Genomic DNA, 18336 nt, shown 5'->3' on the forward strand with positions numbered 1-18336 from the left:
TTTAGTTACACACTTTATGAGATAGTGCTTAAAAGTTATGAGGTTTGTGTCACGATTATCGTTTTTGCGCACAGTTTTTTATTCAATTCCGTTTGATGTGTCTAAAAAGTATTCTGTCAGATTTTTATATTCAATTTCTCCTGGAATCCAACTCGCAAATTTCCAGTATTTCCACGTATCATTTTCTTCAATTGGCGGGATTAAAAGAAACCACTGTTCTTCTTGCTTTCCTGCAACAATTATGCTTTGGTTTAATTTTTTTCCTATTTCATCGTTACCAGTTTTTATCCAAATTTGAATTGTTTCTGGATCAAAAACTCTTAAATATTGAATCTCACGTACTTTTTCAAAACTCGGTTCAACTGCGTCATTATAAGTCGGATATCCGTTCGCTATTTTGAGAAATTCTTTGTAATCAGCAGGTAATTTAATCCCAAGCCTTGATTCAGTTTCCTCAATTTCTTTCTGGGTTGCTGGAAGATTGCCAATCCAATTATTTTTTATTTGATCGGTAGTAAAATAATTATTGTCTCTCGTGGTCAATGACTTTTGGAATAAGTCAGTCAGTACTTTTTTCATTTCAGTTGTTTGATTTGAGGTCTGTTTTTCCAAATTCTTTGAAGCCCCACAAGACAGTAAAAAAAATAGTATTCCAAAAGTTAGTTTGTTATTTGCGGTCATTTTTAAAATTGTAAACAATGCTCTCGTATAATCATCAATTACGTGTTTGAAATTAATACTTTTCGGCTAAGTACAGAAGTTAGGAATTCTAAATGGATTGTGACCTAGTTAGCCGAAGCCTCAGGACGCCGCAATTGCGGTCATACGTTATTTTGCTATGTTATTTTCTTCACAAGCTTTTCATAATCGTATTTTCGCTTTTTCTTTCGCTTTTGTCCTTTTATATAGCCTTTTACTTTGTTCGTTTCAGGTAAGAATTCTAACCATTTTTCTGAACATCCACCAATCGCATAATCATTTTCATCTTCATTAGGTTGGCTATATTCAGTTTTACGACTCTTGTAAATACCAAAAATATAGATTCGGTCAATTTCGAAAAGATGAATACTTTCTCGACAATCAACACCATCACTCCCGTAAATTTCAAAAATTCTCCTTTCTTCTTTTCCTTTTATTAACTCAATAACCTCAACTCTTGTAGACTTATAATGTTCTTCATTGGTTTTGATTAAATAATCCCCAAAGCTTTCCTCATTATTAAACGTTTTTCCACTATCAAAATGCCACAATACGTCAACCACTTTGGCTTTTATTATTACTTCAGAATCTTTGGAAGATTTTATAAAGTTTCCTCCCCATTTACAACTACAAGCGAAAGTCAGACTTGAAATCGAAAATAATATTATTGTTAGAATTTGTTTTCCCATAATGTAGCACAACAGCCTTATATAATCGCAGTTAGGGGTTAATATGCGTTACTATTCGTTTTGACATAGACGTTAGCAATTCAGAGTGGATTCAGACGCAGTCTCCCGAAGTCTCGGGGGGCCGTGATTACAATTATAAATTGTTGTGCAACGTTTTTCAATTACACGTTGATTTTAAAGTCGTTTTTCCATTTTTCACGACCATTTCATATCCATTATCCAACATAGGTTGAAAACTTTTTCTTCCTGTAATATGCCATAATAAATGACCATAAGTGCATTTACTAATAACTCCGCTATCCAGTTCACTTTTCATTAATATTTTCAGTTCTTCCCAATATTTTTTAGGCGCGTGAACTAATAATATATATGGATTAAATTCTGGGTCAGCGAATTCTTCGTGATAATACTTTTTAATTCGATTTAAACTTGGAAAACCATACTTTTTTGTTATTTCAATCATTCTTTCGGTATGTTCAGCATCTTTTGGGTTGATATAATTCTTCCAAATTAATTTTCCGATGCTATCAGATTTAAATCGTCTTTTAGTCATTTCTTCTGTTCTTAAACTGTCAGGAAGATTTTCTATTCTGTCAGTTTCTGATTTATCAAAAGTTTTAAATATTATGTATTCACGTAGTATTTGGTCATAACCATACATAAATTCCATTTCTTCAACTAAGTCAACGATATCCTTTTGTAAAAGTGAATCTTTTACAGATTGTGAGTAAATAAAATTGGATATTAATATGCTTAAAATCAGTATTTTAAATTTCATTCCGAGGTTTTTCAATTTGTGGTAACGTTTTATACACGTTTTCAGCCACTGGGCTTTACTCCAACACGCTTTTAGTTAAAAAGGAAATCAGTTTGATTTTGGAAATATTTGTATTGCCTTTTTCTTCAAGATTAAATTCAAAAAAGTGGGCCTGATTTCCTTTTCGATATTCCGTCCTGTATAAATCGCAAAGACAAACAGTGGAAACAACATCCTCTCTGATTTCAGTTGGCTTTGTATCCTTATGTAATAATTTTCTGTTTACAAATGCTTTAATTTCGTCTTTTGACAAATCAATTTTTTCCTTTTTCCGTAACGACCGGAGTTGATTGTCATTTCGAAACTCGTCCGGTAAATATGTAAATCTACTTGCAGTCCAATTATTCCCAGTTCTTTTTATTTCAAATAATTCTTCAAAAGCTGCTCCTCCTTCCGGATATCTCCAAACTCTTAAAATTTCATCTGGTTGAAAAAAGTCAACAACCCCCATCTCTTTTAAGTCAATTGGTATTTCTCGAGGGTTCTTATCGTCATTCGAAGAGAAGAAAAATGCAAGTATGACAATCAAATATTTCAATTTTTCAGCTTGTGGATAATGTCTCGTATAAAAGCAGTGCGAGCTGGCGAGTTTGATTGTCCAGGACAATCAGGCGTTGCACGCGAGCATGGACTTTCGATTCAAGACAGGTTTGAGCATTGTTTTTATATATTGTTGGTAAAAGTCATTTTTTCGATTCCAGAAGTTTCGTATTCTTTTTAAAAGTATCAGAAATCAGCTGTGCTTGCTCTTTAAAATGACCTTCTTCATTATACATTTTCTCGAGGTAAGCTTTTGAGATTTGCTGATTCATACCAACTACTTTTTTAAATTTTTTTTCCGAAAAATTATGACTTTGATTGTAGTCTTTTGCCTTGCTGATATTCACTCTTAAAGTCCCGTCATAAATAAACTTTATGAGAGTTCCATCTTTAAAATAATCATTAAACACTTCTCTGGCTAGAGAATATTCTTTCATTTTCTCAAAGCCGTAATCGGCAATCAAGAAATGAAAATATTGTTCTAAATCAGGTTCAACTATTCCAGCCATATGTTTTTCTGATTTTTGCCACCGGTCTTGGCTATGAGTAGTTGCGTGGGTTAGCATTTAACTTTGCAAGTACACACTAAACTGAATCCCGAAGCTTCGGGACGCGAGGATTTTCAGAAGTAGGCGATTACAAGCAATTCTTATAGCCAACGTTTTGGTGTTTTTTTTAATTTATTTCAGCCGGACCAAATTGATAATCGTAAATTATTCTATTTAGTCCAAGTTTATTAATATTTTCAACTCCAATCTTCTTGTCTTTTATAGGGCTTCCAAATAAAGCAAGATTCGGAATTGTACTTGATTTTTCAAATTCTTTATATTGAGGAATCCTTCTTGTAGAAATTCCATAAACCGTTGGGAATGGAATTTTCCCTGTCCTGGCTAAACTAAAAAAGGAAGGATATATAATGCCATCAAAACCTTTCTCGCTTACATAAAGACTTAATTCTTTTGAAATTTCATAGGAATGTTTCGAAGCTAAAAACAGCATTTGTATTGATAAATCAAGACTTTCAAATTCAGTACCTTCTTCATCAATTAGCTCTGTCAAGTCTAAAAGTTTTAAAGCCTTATTCGGCTTTAGAGTTGCGACATATATTTCGTCCTCTACTGTTACTCGACATTCGTGTATACAAACTTCTAAATCTTGTGAACCATACAAAACTTGATGATTTTCACTGTCAAATCGTCCATTTCCTGGATATGGTGAACTATCATATTCATTTTCAGCAATTGGATTTTTAGGATTAGTTCGAATTCTATAGAATAATTCGTTTTCTTTTAATAAAATTGTTGGAAACTCATTGATTATCCTGTCGAAGATTGATTTTCTTGTTTTCTTATTTTGCAAGTTTTTAAGAGGTTCAATTTCGCCAATCATCCAAAGTCTAGGACCATAATGAAAAAAGCCAACACCTAATTCCTTTTCAAATAGTTTGATATCTTTTTGTAATGATTTAGATAACTTGATGCTTGTTTTTTGATGTTCATTAAATTGAATTAGAGGGGCAGCTCCATAATCTGGTTTAAAGATACTTCCAATAACAAAAAATCTATAAGCCAAATTTTCTATTTGTTCAATGTTTAGTTTAATTCCGTTTGAGTTTGAACAATTAGTGCAGCTCTGGGAATTTTCTATTCCAATTCGCTCCGCCAAGAGTTTAAGTCCTTGGTCTGTGAAACATTCTGAACAAAGTTTATCTGTATTACTCATCTTTTCTCAAATGACACACAACAATTAGATAACAGTACATTTTGTACTGCTATATCTGTTTTATAATTCATTTACAAAGGTTTGTAAACATATACTATACGATTGCGTTCTCGTAAATATACCCTTTCGAGTTGTTCGTTTTATACGGAATTCCTGATTTAAATACATTTTGCCGCAAACCGCAAACCGCAAACCGCAAACCTTTATCCTACATCGCTCCAGCAAAGAAAATACCGTTCATCAACAACTTGCTGGTACCGTACCAGAACGCTCTAAAGTTGGTGTTATCTGTAAAGACAAGCACGTCACCTCTGCCCAGGCTCTGATGTACAAAGGGGCGTGTGCCTTTTAGCGCTTCGAGGTTGATATCGCTGATGTAACCGCTGGCCAAGGGTTCTTCGGTATATAAAACCGGGTTTTTATAACTGGTTTCATCGGCTTCGATAAACAGGGTAGTATCTCTAAAGAGGTTGATTTCATCCCGGTCATAACCAAACGCGATAGGGTGGGAGCGGTCCAGTTTGGCCTTAAAAATGGCGCCGCCTATAACCTGCGCTCCGTTAAAATCCCCGCGTTGTTCAAAGCTGATGTTGGTGGCGGGATTTTCGGTTTCTACTTCTTTAAAATCAACGAGTCCGTTGCGTTTGATCCACCTTGCAGCGTTTTTAGAGCCAATGAGAGTTCCGCCTTGTTGAACCCAGGTTTTGAGCTTTTCGGCATCCTCGTCGGTGAGGCCACGACCCCAGGTGGAAGGCATGATAATCGTAGTATAGCGATCCAGACCAGAACGGCTGAAATTGCGGGTGTCTAATTTGGTAATCGAAATGTCAAAACGCGTATCGAGCAAATGCCAAATCTCACCGGCATCATACGAACTGATACCTTCACCCACTAAAAGCGCAATGTGTTGCTTTTTAACCGACTCAAACTGCCGGCTTCCCAAATCAATTCCCTGCGTAGAGCCGGTTGCTACAGGATCAATGGTGAGGTGTGCGTCTTTAGCGACCCCATCCAGAAAGCTTTGCAGAGCCTCGGCATCGAGTTTTTGATTTTGCACGGGGATCATTAAAGTCCCGTAATCGTATGTTTTTCCATTAAGGGTAAAGGGCTGCATGGCCATTTTAACCCGAATATCTTCGTTGAGTATGGTGTTTAAGGCTTTTGGCGCGTAGTAATTTCCCCATGGAATCAAATAGGCATAATTGCTTTGCCGCAAGGTAAGCGGTTGAGGCAATGTGATGCTGTCAAGATTTTCGCCGGCAAGACCGGCCGGAGCCGCATCGCTAAAATCGAGATTAAAAGCCAGTGGAAAACTCCAGGCTGAGATGTCGTAAAATAAACTGTCTTCAAAGGTGGTGCGGGTTTCAAACATGGCTTTGAGCAAACGACTGTGCTTTTGGGTTTTTGGCACCACATAGCTGCTGTTTGTACCAAAGTTTTTTCCATCTGTTTCATAGTCGCGGGTCGGTTTGTACACCTCGATATGATGTCTTTTCAGCAATTTGGCCAGATGCGCGGCACGTGCAGGATCGTTTGTATTGCCAAAGATATACGCGTCCTTTCCGCGCTCAGCTCTTGAATTGGCGTAAAAATCACGCTGGTAATTGAGCAGTTTGGTACGCATAGCCTTTGCTGCTTCGAGGGTAGACAGGAATGCGGTAAACTGATTCCGAATCGTAAACGGAAAGCTCAGCAGTCCGTTTTCAGTTTCCTGAAGATGACCGCGTGAACTAGCCTGCTCAAAAAGAATACCGATGCTTCCGTTAATGTCGGGGAAGGTAGAACCCTTTCCGTAGTAAAAATCGTCGTAATCCTCTTCGGTGTAATACAGCGAACCAATGTTATCAAAAGCTTTGGCGTGATAGGTTCCAATCTCTGCAGTAAGCTCCTGATTAAGAGCCGGTGTAAGCGGGTGCGTACGACTTGGTATCCCGGGCTGAAAGAAAAAAGACGAACTGCTGCCCATCTCGTGATGATCGGTTAAAATGTTGGGATGCCACTGGTGAAAGGTTTCTATACGCGCCTGAGACTCGGGTAATTCTGCCGGTAACCAATCGCGGTTCAGGTCAAACCAATAGTGATTGGTACGCCCGCCGGGCCAGATCTCATCATATTCGCGGTCCTGAGGATCGGCAGTTACGGTCTGATTTTTATTGGTATTGGCCCAGTACGAAAAGCGTTGTAAACCATCCGGATTAAAAGAGGGATCAAAAAGAATAACCACATCATTAAGCAAAGACTCGATCTCAGGACCTTCGGCAGCAGCCAGATAATAGACTGCCAGTAAACCGGCGTTAGAACCACTGGCCTCATTACCGTGTATGCTCATTCCCTGATATACCACAATAGGCATAGTGGCTGTATCCAGATTTGCGCTTCCATCTTCAGTTAGCGCAGCGTGCTTCTCGCGAATGTTTTCCAGATTCTGATGATTTTGAGGAGAGGTGATGGTGAGCAGGAGCAAAGGGCGCCCTTCAAAAGTGCTGCCGCGAAGATCAATACTTATACGGGGCGATGCTTCAGCCAGTCGCTCCATATAGCTAATAAGCTGATCGTGACTAACGTGCCATTCTCCGGGCATATAACCCAGAAGTTCCTGAGGCTTTGGTATTTCGGGGTTGTAGCTTACATTTTTTGGGAGGTAATAATCGAGGTTAAGATCTGTTACCTGTGCAGTAAGGAAACTTAAGCTGAGCAGAAAAACAAGAAGCGTAGCGTTTTTCATAGTTCTGTAACGGGTTTTAGGATTATTATATTCGATTTGTTTTAAAGATATTGATTTCTGTGCATAAGCACAGCCTTTGGGGGGAAAATAGCTTTTAGGTAAGAGCAGGGCATAAAAAAAGCCGCAGTAGTTGCGGCTTTAATCTAAACGTCATTTTTTTTAAATATCTTCAAAGCTTACGTCAGTAAAGGCTTTTGCAGGTTTTTCGGCTACCAGCTCTGCATCGTCCTCTTTGCTGTAATCGCTCTGGTGACGTTCGCTGATGACCTCTTCACCTTTCTCATCAAGGATGTAACCGGTCATTTCATTCAGGATTTCAGAAAAGCCTTCAAAATCTTCTTTGTATAAATAGATTTTGTGCTTTTTGTAATGAAAAGACCCATCGTCATTGGTAAATTTCTTGCTTTCGGTAATGGTTAGGTAATAATCCCCTGCACGGGTAGAACGTACGTCAAAAAAATAGGTGCGGCGCCCTGCTCTTAACACTTTAGAGAATATCTCGTCATTCCCCCTCATTTCAGTATTGCTCATATTCTTGGTTTAATTAATATGCATTACGCTGTCAAAAATGGAAAAAAATTAAATGGTGTACAAAAAATTATTCCATTTCTTTTTCTTCAAGCTGCTTGCGATACAGCTCCTGATAATAGCCTTCCTGATTGACCAGATCATTGTGTGTACCGCGTTGAATGATTTGTCCTTCTTCAAGGATAATAATCTTATCGGCATTTTTAGCCGAAGAAATGCGGTGGCTCACCAGGATGGTGGTTTTATCTGAAGCGATGCGTTTTATGTTTTCCAGAATTTCTTCTTCGGTCTCAGTATCTACTGCGGAAAGACTGTCGTCAAAGAGTAAAATCTGCGGGTCTTTAATGATGGCCCGGGCGATAGAAACACGCTGTTTTTGGCCTCCACTCAGAGTAATACCCCGCTCACCCAGAACCGTGTCGTAACCTTTTGTAAAATCGACAATATTGTCGTGTACCGAAGCATTTTTGGCCGCTTCCGTAACTTCGGCATCGGTCGCGTCTTTTTTACCAAACTTGATATTTTCTTTGATGCTGTCGCTAAAAAGAAAAGCTTCCTGAGGCACATAGCCTATGCTGTTTCGTAGATCTTTCAGGTTGAGCGCTGTGATGTTTGTACCGTCTATTTCGATACTTCCGCCAGTGGTGTCGTATAATCGTCCTATAAGTTCTAAAATGGTAGACTTTCCGGAACCGGTTTTACCAATGATAGCCAGAGTTTCCCCTTTTTTAACTTCAAAGGAGACGTCTTTTAAGGCCGTGATGTTGGTATCTTCATAAGTAAAGCTCACCTTATTAAACTGAATGCTTCCGTCTATGGGGGTATGCTGTTCGGTATGATTTACAATGCTGGGTTTTTCGTTCAAAAATTCATTGATACGCTTTTGAGAGGCTTCGGCCTGTTGTACCAAAGAGGTAATCCATCCCACCGAAGCTACCGGCCAGGTCAGCATATTTACGTAGATCAAAAATTCGACAATCACGCCCAGATCAGGAATACTGCCTTCGATGTATTTTTTTCCGCCTATATAAATAACAAGCAGGTTACTTACCCCGATCAAAGCGATCATCAGGGGGAAGAAAAAGGCCTGAACCTTTACCAGATCGAGGTTTTTATCTCTGCTGGTGATGCTGAGTTTTTCAAAGTTAGTATAGGTTTGTTTTTCGATTCCGTAAGCCTTGATCACACCAATACCGCTAAAAGACTCCTGCGTAAAGGTGCTGAGATGCGAAAGGTATTGCTGTACTACCGTACTGCGCTTGTGAATAAGACGGCTCAACTGGTAAATAGCCACCGAAAGAATGGGTAGCGGTATGATTACGTATAAGGTAAGCTCTGGCGCTGTGTAAAACATATAGGGGATTACCGTTGCAAAGAGTATAAATGTGGTCACCCCATACATAATGGCGGGCCCCAGATACATGCGTACTTTGCTCACATCCTCGCTGATACGGTTCATCAGGTCACCGGTGCGGTTTTTCTTATAGAAGTTGAGCGAAAGGTTTTGATACTGCTCGTACACCTCGTTTTTAAGGTCGGCTTCCATATAGCGGGAAACCACAATAAACATCTGCCGCATTAAAAAGGTAAAGAAGGCTGATAGCAAAGCGGCTCCCAGAAGCAGGAGCAGGGTCATCAACAGATTGTGTTTCAGTTCGCTCAGATCACCACCCTTACTCATATAATTTTCAACAAGATTGATCATATCCCCGCTAAACTTAGGTGTAAGAATGGCAAAAATGCGGGCAACCAGTACGATGAAGAAGCCCAGAATGAGTTTCCATTTGTACTTTTTAAAATATTTATTGAGATGCTGAAGTTCTTTCATAATGCGTAATGCAGCGAGATTGGTAGTCTTGACCACTTTTAAGGTCTGTAATACGGCCGACAAAGATACGCGATTCGGCTTAGAAAAGTGGCTCCGGTATTTTTAAGATAAAAAAGCAGTTTTCAGGCTTAGAACTTTCTAAGATCATGTATTTTTGCAGCGTTTTTGAGCCGCCCGGCTACCTGCATTAAAGGTAATGTGGAGGCTCTTGCAACCAAAGCTTTAAAATACCTACGGGTATTAACACTTTAAGTTCATTAACGCTATGCTCAACAGGAGGCACATTCGCATTAAGGTAATGCAGGCGCTTTATGCTTTAAGTCAGGCCGAACAGCCCGATTTACAAAAAGAAGAAAAGTTTCTCAATGCCAGTACTGCCCAGATGTATGACCTGTATCTGGTTCTGGTAGATTTACTTACCGAAATTCACGCTCACGCAAAAGATATTCTGGAGCGTTCCCAGCAAAAAATCCTCGCAACAGAAGAAGATCGTAATCCCAATTTACGTTTTGTAAATAATGAAATCCTGGTGCGTCTTTCAGAAAACGAGACCCTGCAGGGCAGTCTTAAAAAAGCAAAGCTGAAAAACTGGCGTCTGGACAATGAGTATGTTGTGCTTATTTATGATGAACTCGTTAAGAGTGATCTTTATGAGGCCTATATGTCACAGCCCGAAACCAATTTTAAAACAGACCGTCAGTTTGTTATTGATATGTTTACCGAATTTGTGGCGCCAAATGATAAGCTCTACGATTATCTGGAAGATTACCGCATAACCTGGCTTGACGATTTGCCGGTAGTGAATACCACGCTCGTAAAACGTTTAGGAAAGATCAAACCCAATTCTCCCGAAAGCACGATCCTGCCAAAACTTTATAAAGATGAGGAAGACCGTGATTTTGCCCGCGATCTGCTGAGACGCACTGCACATAATGACGAGGAATTTGAAGCCGAAATACTGGGCAACACTCCAAACTGGGATCAGGACCGTATCGCGGTTTTAGATAAGATTTTGATCAAAATGGCCTTGTGCGAGTTTTTGCGTTTCCCATCAATTCCCATCAAGGTGAGTATTAATGAATATCTGGAACTTTCTAAAGAATATTCAACCCCAAAGAGTAGCATCTTTGTAAACGGGGTGCTTGATCGTCTGGTTAAGAAGTATAAAAAAGAAGGACGATTAAATAAGGCCGGTCGTGGTCTTATGGAATAGCTTTTGTATCGATTTGAGACGGGATCATAGAATCTCCAATTAAAACAGTCACTTTGGGTCAAGCCCAGGGCATTCTTTTGAAACTTAGTTTTTAGGCAAACCTTGAAGGTATTATGCCTTTGGCGTTGCCAATAAAATTGTATTTTTGAACTTTTAAAAATTTGATGAACATGAAAAAAGTATTTTTAATTGCAGGTATTGTTGCTGCAATGGCATTTACAGGCTGTAAAGACAATGCGTCTGATAAGGTTAAAGGTGAAAATGTGGAAATGGCTGCGACTCGTGATGAGAATGCAACTGTTTTCCCGGTAATTGAATTTGAAGAAACAGCTTACGATTTCGGAAACATCGCACGCGGTACCGAAGTAGAGCACGTTTTTAAATTTAAGAATACCGGTAAAGCACCTCTAGTTATTGTAGATGCAACCAGTACTTGTGGTTGTACCGTACCTAGCTATCCTGAAGCACCTATTCAACCGGGAGAAACAGGCGAACTTTTAGTAAAATACAACGGTAGCGGTCTTAACGCGGTAACCAAAGTAGTGACTGTAAAGTCTAATACCGAAAAAGGATCTGAAACCGTAAAAATAACCGCCTTTGTACAGCCTACTGAAGGACCTGCTGCACAAGGATAATCCCTTATAATGGAACAAATAACCAGTTTTTTACCTATTCTTTTGATGATCGCTGTGGTGTATCTGTTTATGATTCGCCCGCAGATGAAGCGTCAGAAGGAAGAAAAGAAGTTTTCTGAAGCCTTAAAACGCGGAGATCGTGTGATTACCAAGAGTGGTTTGCACGGTAAAATTTTAGAGCTCAATGAAGATAGCGTTTTATTAGATGCCGGTGCCGGCAAGATGCGTTTTGAACGCTCTGCGCTTTCTCTGGAGCTTTCTAAAAAGCTTAATGAGCCTGAAAAACCGCAAAACGAAAAGAAATAAGAATTTTCAATAAACTAAAAAACCCGATGTTTCAAAACATCGGGTTTTTTTTATTCTAATTACTGTATAAAATCAGCTTGCAATAAACAGACTTGCAATGGTTCTTGCGGTATCTCCGTTCATAGGCTCATCATAAGCTTGTGTTGAAGATTCAAAAGAGAACGGATCTGAAGTACCTAAAGTGGTAACATCAACTCCACCCTGATTCACATTTTCTTCTCCGTTATAAACGGCTTGGGTAGCATCGGGCATACCGGCTCCGCGTTGATCTCCTGTAATCCAGCCTTCCAGACCTCGAAGTCTTCTGATTTCAGAGGCGTGACGTGCTTCTACCGAGTGAATTTGTAAAGCTGCGGTAAGCAGGCCACCCTGACCAATAAGATTTGCTGCCTGACCTTTGTAAGCGCGTACACCGGTATCTTCAAAAGCCTGGGCTAAAGCTAATAGCTGAGCATAGGCTGTATCCTGCCCGCTTCCATTTTCATTAAAGGGATCAAAGCTTCCTCCGGCTGTAAAGTCAAATGTAGGACTCTCTACGGGTGTAGCTCCTGCATTGGTTAACGCTTGTCTTAGAAAAGCCACGTGTGCATCCTCATGTTGTGAAATTTGCTCGTAAATTTCGCGCGCTTTCCCGCTACTGCCTAACACTCCGGAATCAAGGGCTTTCATGTAAAATTCAGCTTCTAGATATTCAAGAGTCAAAGCAAGATTAAAAATGCCTGCAACATCACCGCTCTCCTGAGCGTGAGCTTTATTACTAACGGTTGCAAGGCCAAAAGGCACTGCCAGCATTGCAGCTTTTTTACTGATACTTCCTAATTGACCAAACATCTCACGTCGTGAAGACATAGGTTGCTGAAGTTTATCTGTGGTAAATTCGTCTAAAAATTTTATGATATTCATTGTGATTTTCTTTTAAGGTTAGTGTTTACGATCCCATTGGGTTTTTGTAAGTAAATGGCGTTACTATAAAAGGACCTGCATTTTCAAATACTTTCTCTGGCGTATAGGCCACATCAAGACCAGTATCCACGGTTACAATATCGTCGCCTGCAAAAGCTTTAAAATCTCCATCAGGATTCATTATAGAGCGAATCGCTGCAGCGTGACGTGCCTCTACAGAAACAATTTTACCTGCAAGCGTTAAGTATAAAGGAGTTTGAATATAAATCCCTGCTCCATTGTAGGCGCCCACACCAGTATCTTCAAGAGCCATTGCGGTTTGTAAAACTGAAGTACGGCTGCTGAAATCGACACTGCTAAAATCAAATTCCAGATTGTCTGGTAAGCGTTGTGCCGGGTTGGTAACATTTGCACCTATTGCCGCTCTAAACCAATCTCTGTGATTAACCTCGTGATTGTATAAATCTTCAAGAATAGCTTTTTCTTCGGCATCAGCACCGGCCCAATAGGAACCATCTAATACGCTAGTGTAAAAGGCTGCTTCAAGTTGTTCTAGAGCATAAGCATAATTAAGAACACCAACATCCCCGGACCCGAGATCAAATATTCCGTTCGGGTTCATATACCCGGCATCATCATCATTGTCGCATGATGCCAATAAAAGGCCAGAACCTGCAAGTGCAAGACCGCTGACTTTTAAGAAGTTTCTGCGGTTTCTGCCCACAGCCTGAGTTTTTACCTCATTTCCTTTTTTCTTTTTCATAATGTCGTAGTTTTTGGTTATTGTACTGAAATCTACGAGTGAAAAGGACCTAAGGTTTTTTTAAAACTAGCCTTTAACAAAGCTTTAAGAGAAAAAGTACTTGAAAAGCATTTATTAACACTAATTATTATAAATAATAGGGAATTGTTTATGTTAATTTTGGGAAGAAAAAAATGCTAGATATATTTTGGACAGAACCAGACGGAATTAAGCTATGCATGAATTAATTGGTACATTCAAAATCGTAGTCAATAATTTTAAACGCATAATTCTTTTTGTAGTTAAAATGCCACCACTCGGTGCGGATGGTTTCAAAACCAAAACGAATCATACCTTCCTGAAGCAAGGCCCTGTTTGCTTGTACCTCTTTAGGTAGATCGGTATTATCAATATGCGCCTCCCGGCCAAAAAAATCATGATCGGTACCCATATCAACCGGAGTGCCGTCTAATTTTTCAAGGCTGATGTCTACGGCTGCTCCACGATTGTGTACTGATCCGGTAGTGTAGGGATTTGCGACGTATTGGGCATTGGGATATACCGCCCACATTTTCTTCTGAGCACTTACCGGCCGGTAGCAATCAAAAAGCACAATACGGTATCCTTTTTCGCAGAAATAATGATTAGCTTCCTTAAGCGCTGCTGCAACTTCCGGTCGTAGGTAACAGGCTGCACAGTCGTAAAAGGCTTCTTTCAGAAAATTGTTTGTGCTGGCGTAACGTATATCGTAGGTAAACCCGTCTTGTAGGGTGTCCAGTTTTACTAAGGGAGCTTTTTCGCTTTGCGCATTCGCGAAAAAAATTCCGCATATATATAGAAAGAAGAAGTTTTTCATCAAAAATTAGTTTAGAAATAATGTCTGCAGCACTAACAGTAAGTGAAGCCTGGTTTAAATTGGAAATTACAAAAATCCAGCTAGTATTTGGAGGCTTCAAGATACTTACGCTCCATCCAGAATGTACCAAAAGGAATTACCGAACAAGCCAAAACAATTAAAAGAGTCTTAATGTTCCAATTTAATTCAGATTTGACCAGGAATGCCATGACCACGTAAGCCAAAAATAAAAAACCGTGGGCCATCCCAATAATTTGATTGGGCTGTCCCATATCAAAAATGTACTTAAGCGGCATGGTTACAAAAAGTATGAGAAGAAAGGATATACCTTCCAGAATCGCAATCCATTTAAAAGACTGTATCATTTTAGACCATATTAAAAATAGCAGCACCGTAAACCGCAAAGCGCACAAAACGTAGCAAACCAAAAAGCAAGTAACTCGTAAACGGGTATTTAATCATTCCGGCGGCGAGGCTGCTGATGGCAAAGGGTACTGGTAAAGTGGCACCTACCACAATTAAAAAACCTCCCCATTTACGGGCGTTTTTAAGGTGTTTAGCCATTTTAACTTCCAGATAATCGTGTACCGATGGAATACGGGTTGCCGCTCTTCCGGTAAAGTAACTTACGATTCCGCCTGCATATGAAAGCACAGCTATAAGAGATAGGTAGAGAATAGGATCGGGCATTTTATCACTCCAGGCAATAAAAATCTCTGGAGGAATAAGTCCCAAAATACTTTCGGAAATAAAAAAGACCGTCAGTACCCAAAAAGGAGGGAAGGTATTGGTCATTTTAACCAATAAACTATTGATGTCAATTACGAAATAATGAATGCCTAAAAGCAGAACCACAAAAACCAGTAGAGGCGTAAGTGCCTTTTTAAGGCTGCCTCCCAAAAATTTATAAAAGCCCGTGTACCTGTAATATTGGTGCAGCAGCTTTAGTCTTGATTTTTTTTCGGTTTTGCGCTGTTGGGACATTGTAATTTTTTTGCAAATATATCCTATGACAAAGGCCCTCACAAAGATGCCGGGTATTATCTAAGGGAAAATCCCAAGATTTGGGAAAACTTTAATTTTTTCAGTCTTCATAATCGCTCAGAATACCTTTAATTTTAACATATGGATAAATTTGAAGATAAAGTTGCTCTCATCACCGGGGGCACAAAAGGAATAGGAAGAGGTATTGCGGAAGCACTCCTCGAACTGGGAATGAATGTGGCGATTACCAGCCGAAATCTCACTGCTGCCGAAAAAGTGGCGGCTGAATTGTCAAAAGCTGGAAAAGGTAAAGCCATCGGTGTCAAAGCCGACGTGCGGAAGATGGACAGTCAGGTGCAGGCCGTTGATACGGTTTTAAAGGAATTTGGAAAACTTGATGTACTGGTAGCAAATGCTGGTTTAGGGCATTTTGCCGGAATTTCGGACATGACCATTGATGAATGGCAGGAGACTATAGACACCAATCTGACCGGAGTATTTTTTAGTGTAAAAGCTGCGCTAAACGAATTGAAAAAGTCAAAAGGTTACATTTTTACGATTTCAAGTCTGGCCGGTACTAACTTCTTTGCAGGTGGTGCAGCCTACAACGCCAGTAAATTTGGTGTAACCGGTTTTACACAGGCTATCATGCTCGATTTGCGACAGGACGATGTAAAGGTTTCTACAATTATGCCGGGTTCAGTAGCCACGCATTTTAATGGGAATGAGCCTTCAAAAAAAGATGCCTGGAAAATTCAGAGTGAAGACATTGGGGAACTCGTGGTAGATCTTTTAAAAATGAATCCGCGTACACTACCCAGTAAAATTGAGGTGAGACCCTCAAAGCCGCCACAGAAATAAAGAAAATCAAACTGCTTAATGAGGCATTTAAATACCGGTTTGCCGGGTAAACTACCACCAAAAAAAAAAGACCGTCTGTTTTGCAGACGGTCTTTTTTTAAAGATAGGTTCAATTAATTTTCTTCAGCATACTCCTGCATCGCATTGACATAAGCCCTTAGGTCGAGCCTGTTTGTTTTGTTTTCAGGCTCTGCGATTAGATTTAATAAGTATAATAGACTTTCTTCGGGAGTTGCCTGATTATCCTGCTCTTCCAGCAATTCTTCATAACCCTCAATAGGTTCTTCTTCCGGGATAGGAATATCAAAAGTTTGGTATTCTTCGATATGCTCAAAGGTTAGGCGGATAGTTTTAGCCAGCAAAGGGCGCTTCTCTTCCACAGCAAAAGGTCTCAAATCCTTTAGATCAGATACAACCGTATTGGTTATGATTCCATTTAACTCAACTTCTCCTATGAGTTTATTTATAAGTTTTTGTGCTTTCGGGTTCTTCAAAATTGATGGGTTTTATTTAGAAAGCAAAGGTAACGGTTTGAAGCTTTTTTTTTCAAATTCAAACGGGCATTTTTTTACAATGTGGTTATCAGCCTATGATCCTCAATTTAAAGTCTTTTGATTAAAGAAGCCGACGTTATCGAATTTTCAGAATAAAGAGACTTTATTGCCAAATTGGTAATTCCTTGTAGATTCTTACGAGAAGCCCTTGAAATCCCTTATTTTTGCAAAATTCATAATTACACAGAGCTACTAAAAAGCAGTATGGCGAAAGAGCAGGATTTAAATAGCGGAAAAGAATTATACAACTACCAGTTAAAAGATCTCGATCGGATTTTTACCTGTATGGAAGAAGAGGCAGATGATTTTAATCTGCTTTACCAATTACCCACCGGAGGTGGTAAAACGGTAATCTTTTCAGAAATCGTACGCCGGTATATTGCTCAAAAGCAAAAAAAGGTGGTTATTCTTACCCACCGTATTGAGTTGTCTTCGCAGACCTCAAAAATGCTCAAAACCTTTAATGTTCCCAATATGGTCATAAACTCAAAGGTTAAAACCCTTGAGGGCAATGAAGATTACATGTGTTATGTGGCCATGGTTGAGACGCTTAACAACCGTCTTCAGGATGAAAAAATTGACATCAACGATGTCGGGTTAGTGATTATAGATGAGGCGCATTACAATTCATTTAGAAAGCTGTTTAGCTATTTTAAAGATGCCTTTATTTTGGGTGTTACGGCCACTCCGTTGAGTTCTAATGTGAAGTTGCCTATGAAAGACAACTATCGTAAACTGATCATCGGGGAGAGCATAGGTTCATTAATAGAAAAAGGCTTTTTGGCCAAAGCTCACGTGCATACCTATGACGTAGGGTTAAAAACCTTACAGGTAGGGATTAACGGGGATTATACGGTTAAGTCTTCAGAAATTCTGTATACCAATCACAGTATGCAGGAGAAATTGCTCAGTGCCTATGAGGAGCGGGCTAAAGGAACCAAAACCCTGATTTTTAATAACGGAATCAATACCTCCAGATACGTTTATGAAACCTTTAAAGAGGCGGGTTACGACGTACGACATCTGGATAATACACATACCAATAAAGAAAGAAAGGCAATCCTGAAATGGTTTAAAAACACACCGGATGCCATTCTCACCTCTGTAAGTATTCTTACTACCGGTTTTGATGAGCCTACGGTCGAAACGATTATTTTAAACCGGGCGACGCGTTCGCTTACCCTGTACTTCCAAATGATAGGCCGTGGTTCACGGGTTCTGCCAGACAAGAAGAGTTTTCAGGTGATCGATTTGGGTAACAATATGGCACGTTTCGGGCTGTGGGATGCCCCTATGGATTGGAATGATATCTTCCTGTATCCTGATTTCTATCTTGAAAATCTCATAAGTGATGAGGAGATTGAACGCAACTTTGAGTATGTGATGCCACCTGAACTGCGGGAGCAATTCAGCAAAAGCGATAACATAGATTTCGATATCAAAAAGGAATACGAAGAGGTGTTTGCCAAGGGGCTTAAATCTAAGGAAGCTTTAGAGCGATCTATAAATCAGCACGCACAAATTGTTTTTGAGAATACCGAAGATATTTTTGATGCACGTATTTTAGCACGGGAACTGAAGGAAGAAATTCAGTATCGCATTCGCCAATATTCATACTGCATTATGAAGAATACCAAAAATTATAAGGATTGGCTTGAGGAAGATTATATGCGTAAGTTGCGTTTAAAGCTGAGTCAGATGTATGCTAATGTTCCAGCTCAATAACCTGTATAT

At 39.5% G+C, this 18336-nt stretch carries 20 protein-coding genes; 5 read left to right on the forward strand and 15 right to left on the reverse strand.

Features of this window, described 5'->3' with window-relative positions:
* Positions 1 to 78: 78 nt before the first annotated feature.
* From CJ305_RS16675 to CJ305_RS16715, 9 genes are all read right to left on the reverse strand, one after another.
* On the reverse strand, positions 79 to 681 hold the full coding sequence (locus CJ305_RS16675; protein WP_223248908.1) for an SMI1/KNR4 family protein: 603 nt from the start codon (positions 679 to 681) through the stop codon (positions 79 to 81).
* A gap of 155 nt (positions 682 to 836) precedes the next feature.
* A complete protein-coding gene (locus tag CJ305_RS16680; RefSeq protein WP_099647438.1) occupies positions 837 to 1388 on the reverse strand; it encodes a hypothetical protein in 552 nt (183 codons plus the stop codon).
* 157 nt (positions 1389 to 1545) lie between these two features.
* Positions 1546 to 2166: a hypothetical protein gene (locus tag CJ305_RS16685; RefSeq protein ID WP_099647439.1), complete on the reverse strand. Its 621-nt coding sequence runs from the start codon at positions 2164 to 2166 to the stop codon at positions 1546 to 1548.
* Positions 2167 to 2221: 55 nt separating this feature from the next.
* Positions 2222 to 2734, reverse strand: a complete 513-nt coding sequence (locus CJ305_RS16690) for a hypothetical protein (RefSeq protein ID WP_099647440.1) — start codon at positions 2732 to 2734, stop codon at positions 2222 to 2224.
* Between the two features lie 154 nt (positions 2735 to 2888).
* Entirely contained in the window at positions 2889 to 3254 is a 366-nt protein-coding gene (locus CJ305_RS16695) for a hypothetical protein (protein WP_099647441.1), read from the reverse strand.
* A gap of 166 nt (positions 3255 to 3420) precedes the next feature.
* Entirely contained in the window at positions 3421 to 4467 is a 1047-nt protein-coding gene (locus CJ305_RS16700) for an RES family NAD+ phosphorylase (protein ID WP_099647442.1), read from the reverse strand.
* Between the two features lie 208 nt (positions 4468 to 4675).
* Positions 4676 to 7192 (reverse strand): M14 family metallopeptidase, encoded by a 2517-nt coding sequence (locus CJ305_RS16705; protein ID WP_099647443.1) that lies wholly within the window; start codon positions 7190 to 7192, stop codon positions 4676 to 4678.
* A gap of 159 nt (positions 7193 to 7351) precedes the next feature.
* On the reverse strand, positions 7352 to 7723 hold the full coding sequence (locus tag CJ305_RS16710) for a PUR family DNA/RNA-binding protein (RefSeq protein WP_099647444.1): 372 nt from the start codon (positions 7721 to 7723) through the stop codon (positions 7352 to 7354).
* A 67-nt stretch (positions 7724 to 7790) separates the two neighbouring features.
* Complete coding sequence (locus CJ305_RS16715; RefSeq protein ID WP_099647445.1) at positions 7791 to 9548, reverse strand: ABC transporter ATP-binding protein; 1758 nt, start codon at positions 9546 to 9548, stop codon at positions 7791 to 7793.
* A 265-nt stretch (positions 9549 to 9813) separates the two neighbouring features.
* Between CJ305_RS16715 and nusB the strand changes: the two genes are divergently transcribed.
* From nusB to yajC, 3 genes are all read left to right on the forward strand, one after another.
* The gene (gene nusB, locus CJ305_RS16720; protein WP_189319479.1) at positions 9814 to 10761 is read left to right on the forward strand and encodes a transcription antitermination factor NusB; all 948 of its coding nucleotides are present in this window, start codon (positions 9814 to 9816) and stop codon (positions 10759 to 10761) included.
* Between the two features lie 170 nt (positions 10762 to 10931).
* Entirely contained in the window at positions 10932 to 11396 is a 465-nt protein-coding gene (locus tag CJ305_RS16725) for a DUF1573 domain-containing protein (protein ID WP_099647447.1), read from the forward strand.
* A gap of 9 nt (positions 11397 to 11405) precedes the next feature.
* A complete protein-coding gene (yajC, locus tag CJ305_RS16730; protein WP_099647448.1) occupies positions 11406 to 11702 on the forward strand; it encodes a preprotein translocase subunit YajC in 297 nt (98 codons plus the stop codon).
* A gap of 72 nt (positions 11703 to 11774) precedes the next feature.
* On the opposite strand, the gene CJ305_RS16735 is transcribed toward yajC, so the two are convergent.
* The 5 genes from CJ305_RS16735 to CJ305_RS16755 all read right to left on the reverse strand — a co-directional run bounded on the left by CJ305_RS16735 (position 11775) and on the right by CJ305_RS16755 (position 15187).
* Positions 11775 to 12605 (reverse strand): ferritin-like domain-containing protein, encoded by an 831-nt coding sequence (locus tag CJ305_RS16735; RefSeq protein WP_099647449.1) that lies wholly within the window; start codon positions 12603 to 12605, stop codon positions 11775 to 11777.
* Between the two features lie 25 nt (positions 12606 to 12630).
* Positions 12631 to 13368 carry a ferritin-like domain-containing protein gene (locus tag CJ305_RS16740; RefSeq protein WP_099647450.1) on the reverse strand — a complete coding sequence of 246 codons (738 nt, stop codon included), beginning with the start codon at positions 13366 to 13368 and terminating at the stop codon, positions 12631 to 12633.
* A gap of 223 nt (positions 13369 to 13591) precedes the next feature.
* Positions 13592 to 14203: a M15 family metallopeptidase gene (locus CJ305_RS16745; RefSeq protein ID WP_099647451.1), complete on the reverse strand. Its 612-nt coding sequence runs from the start codon at positions 14201 to 14203 to the stop codon at positions 13592 to 13594.
* A gap of 80 nt (positions 14204 to 14283) precedes the next feature.
* A complete protein-coding gene (locus tag CJ305_RS16750; RefSeq protein ID WP_099647452.1) occupies positions 14284 to 14568 on the reverse strand; it encodes a DUF3817 domain-containing protein in 285 nt (94 codons plus the stop codon).
* 1 nt (position 14569) lies between these two features.
* Positions 14570 to 15187 carry a YqaA family protein gene (locus CJ305_RS16755; protein WP_099647453.1) on the reverse strand — a complete coding sequence of 206 codons (618 nt, stop codon included), beginning with the start codon at positions 15185 to 15187 and terminating at the stop codon, positions 14570 to 14572.
* A gap of 141 nt (positions 15188 to 15328) precedes the next feature.
* On the opposite strand from CJ305_RS16755, the gene CJ305_RS16760 reads away from it, so the two are divergent.
* The gene (locus CJ305_RS16760) at positions 15329 to 16048 is read left to right on the forward strand and encodes an SDR family oxidoreductase (RefSeq protein ID WP_099647454.1); all 720 of its coding nucleotides are present in this window, start codon (positions 15329 to 15331) and stop codon (positions 16046 to 16048) included.
* A gap of 113 nt (positions 16049 to 16161) precedes the next feature.
* Here CJ305_RS16760 and CJ305_RS16765 read toward each other — a convergent pair whose 3' ends face one another.
* A complete protein-coding gene (locus CJ305_RS16765) occupies positions 16162 to 16542 on the reverse strand; it encodes a hypothetical protein (RefSeq protein WP_099647455.1) in 381 nt (126 codons plus the stop codon).
* A gap of 264 nt (positions 16543 to 16806) precedes the next feature.
* On the opposite strand from CJ305_RS16765, the gene CJ305_RS16770 reads away from it, so the two are divergent.
* Positions 16807 to 18327, forward strand: a complete 1521-nt coding sequence (locus CJ305_RS16770; protein WP_099647456.1) for a DEAD/DEAH box helicase — start codon at positions 16807 to 16809, stop codon at positions 18325 to 18327.
* Positions 18328 to 18336 lie beyond the last annotated feature (9 nt).

Source organism: Leeuwenhoekiella nanhaiensis (assembly GCF_002744755.1).
Classification (GTDB): Bacteria; Bacteroidota; Bacteroidia; order Flavobacteriales; family Flavobacteriaceae; genus Leeuwenhoekiella; species Leeuwenhoekiella nanhaiensis.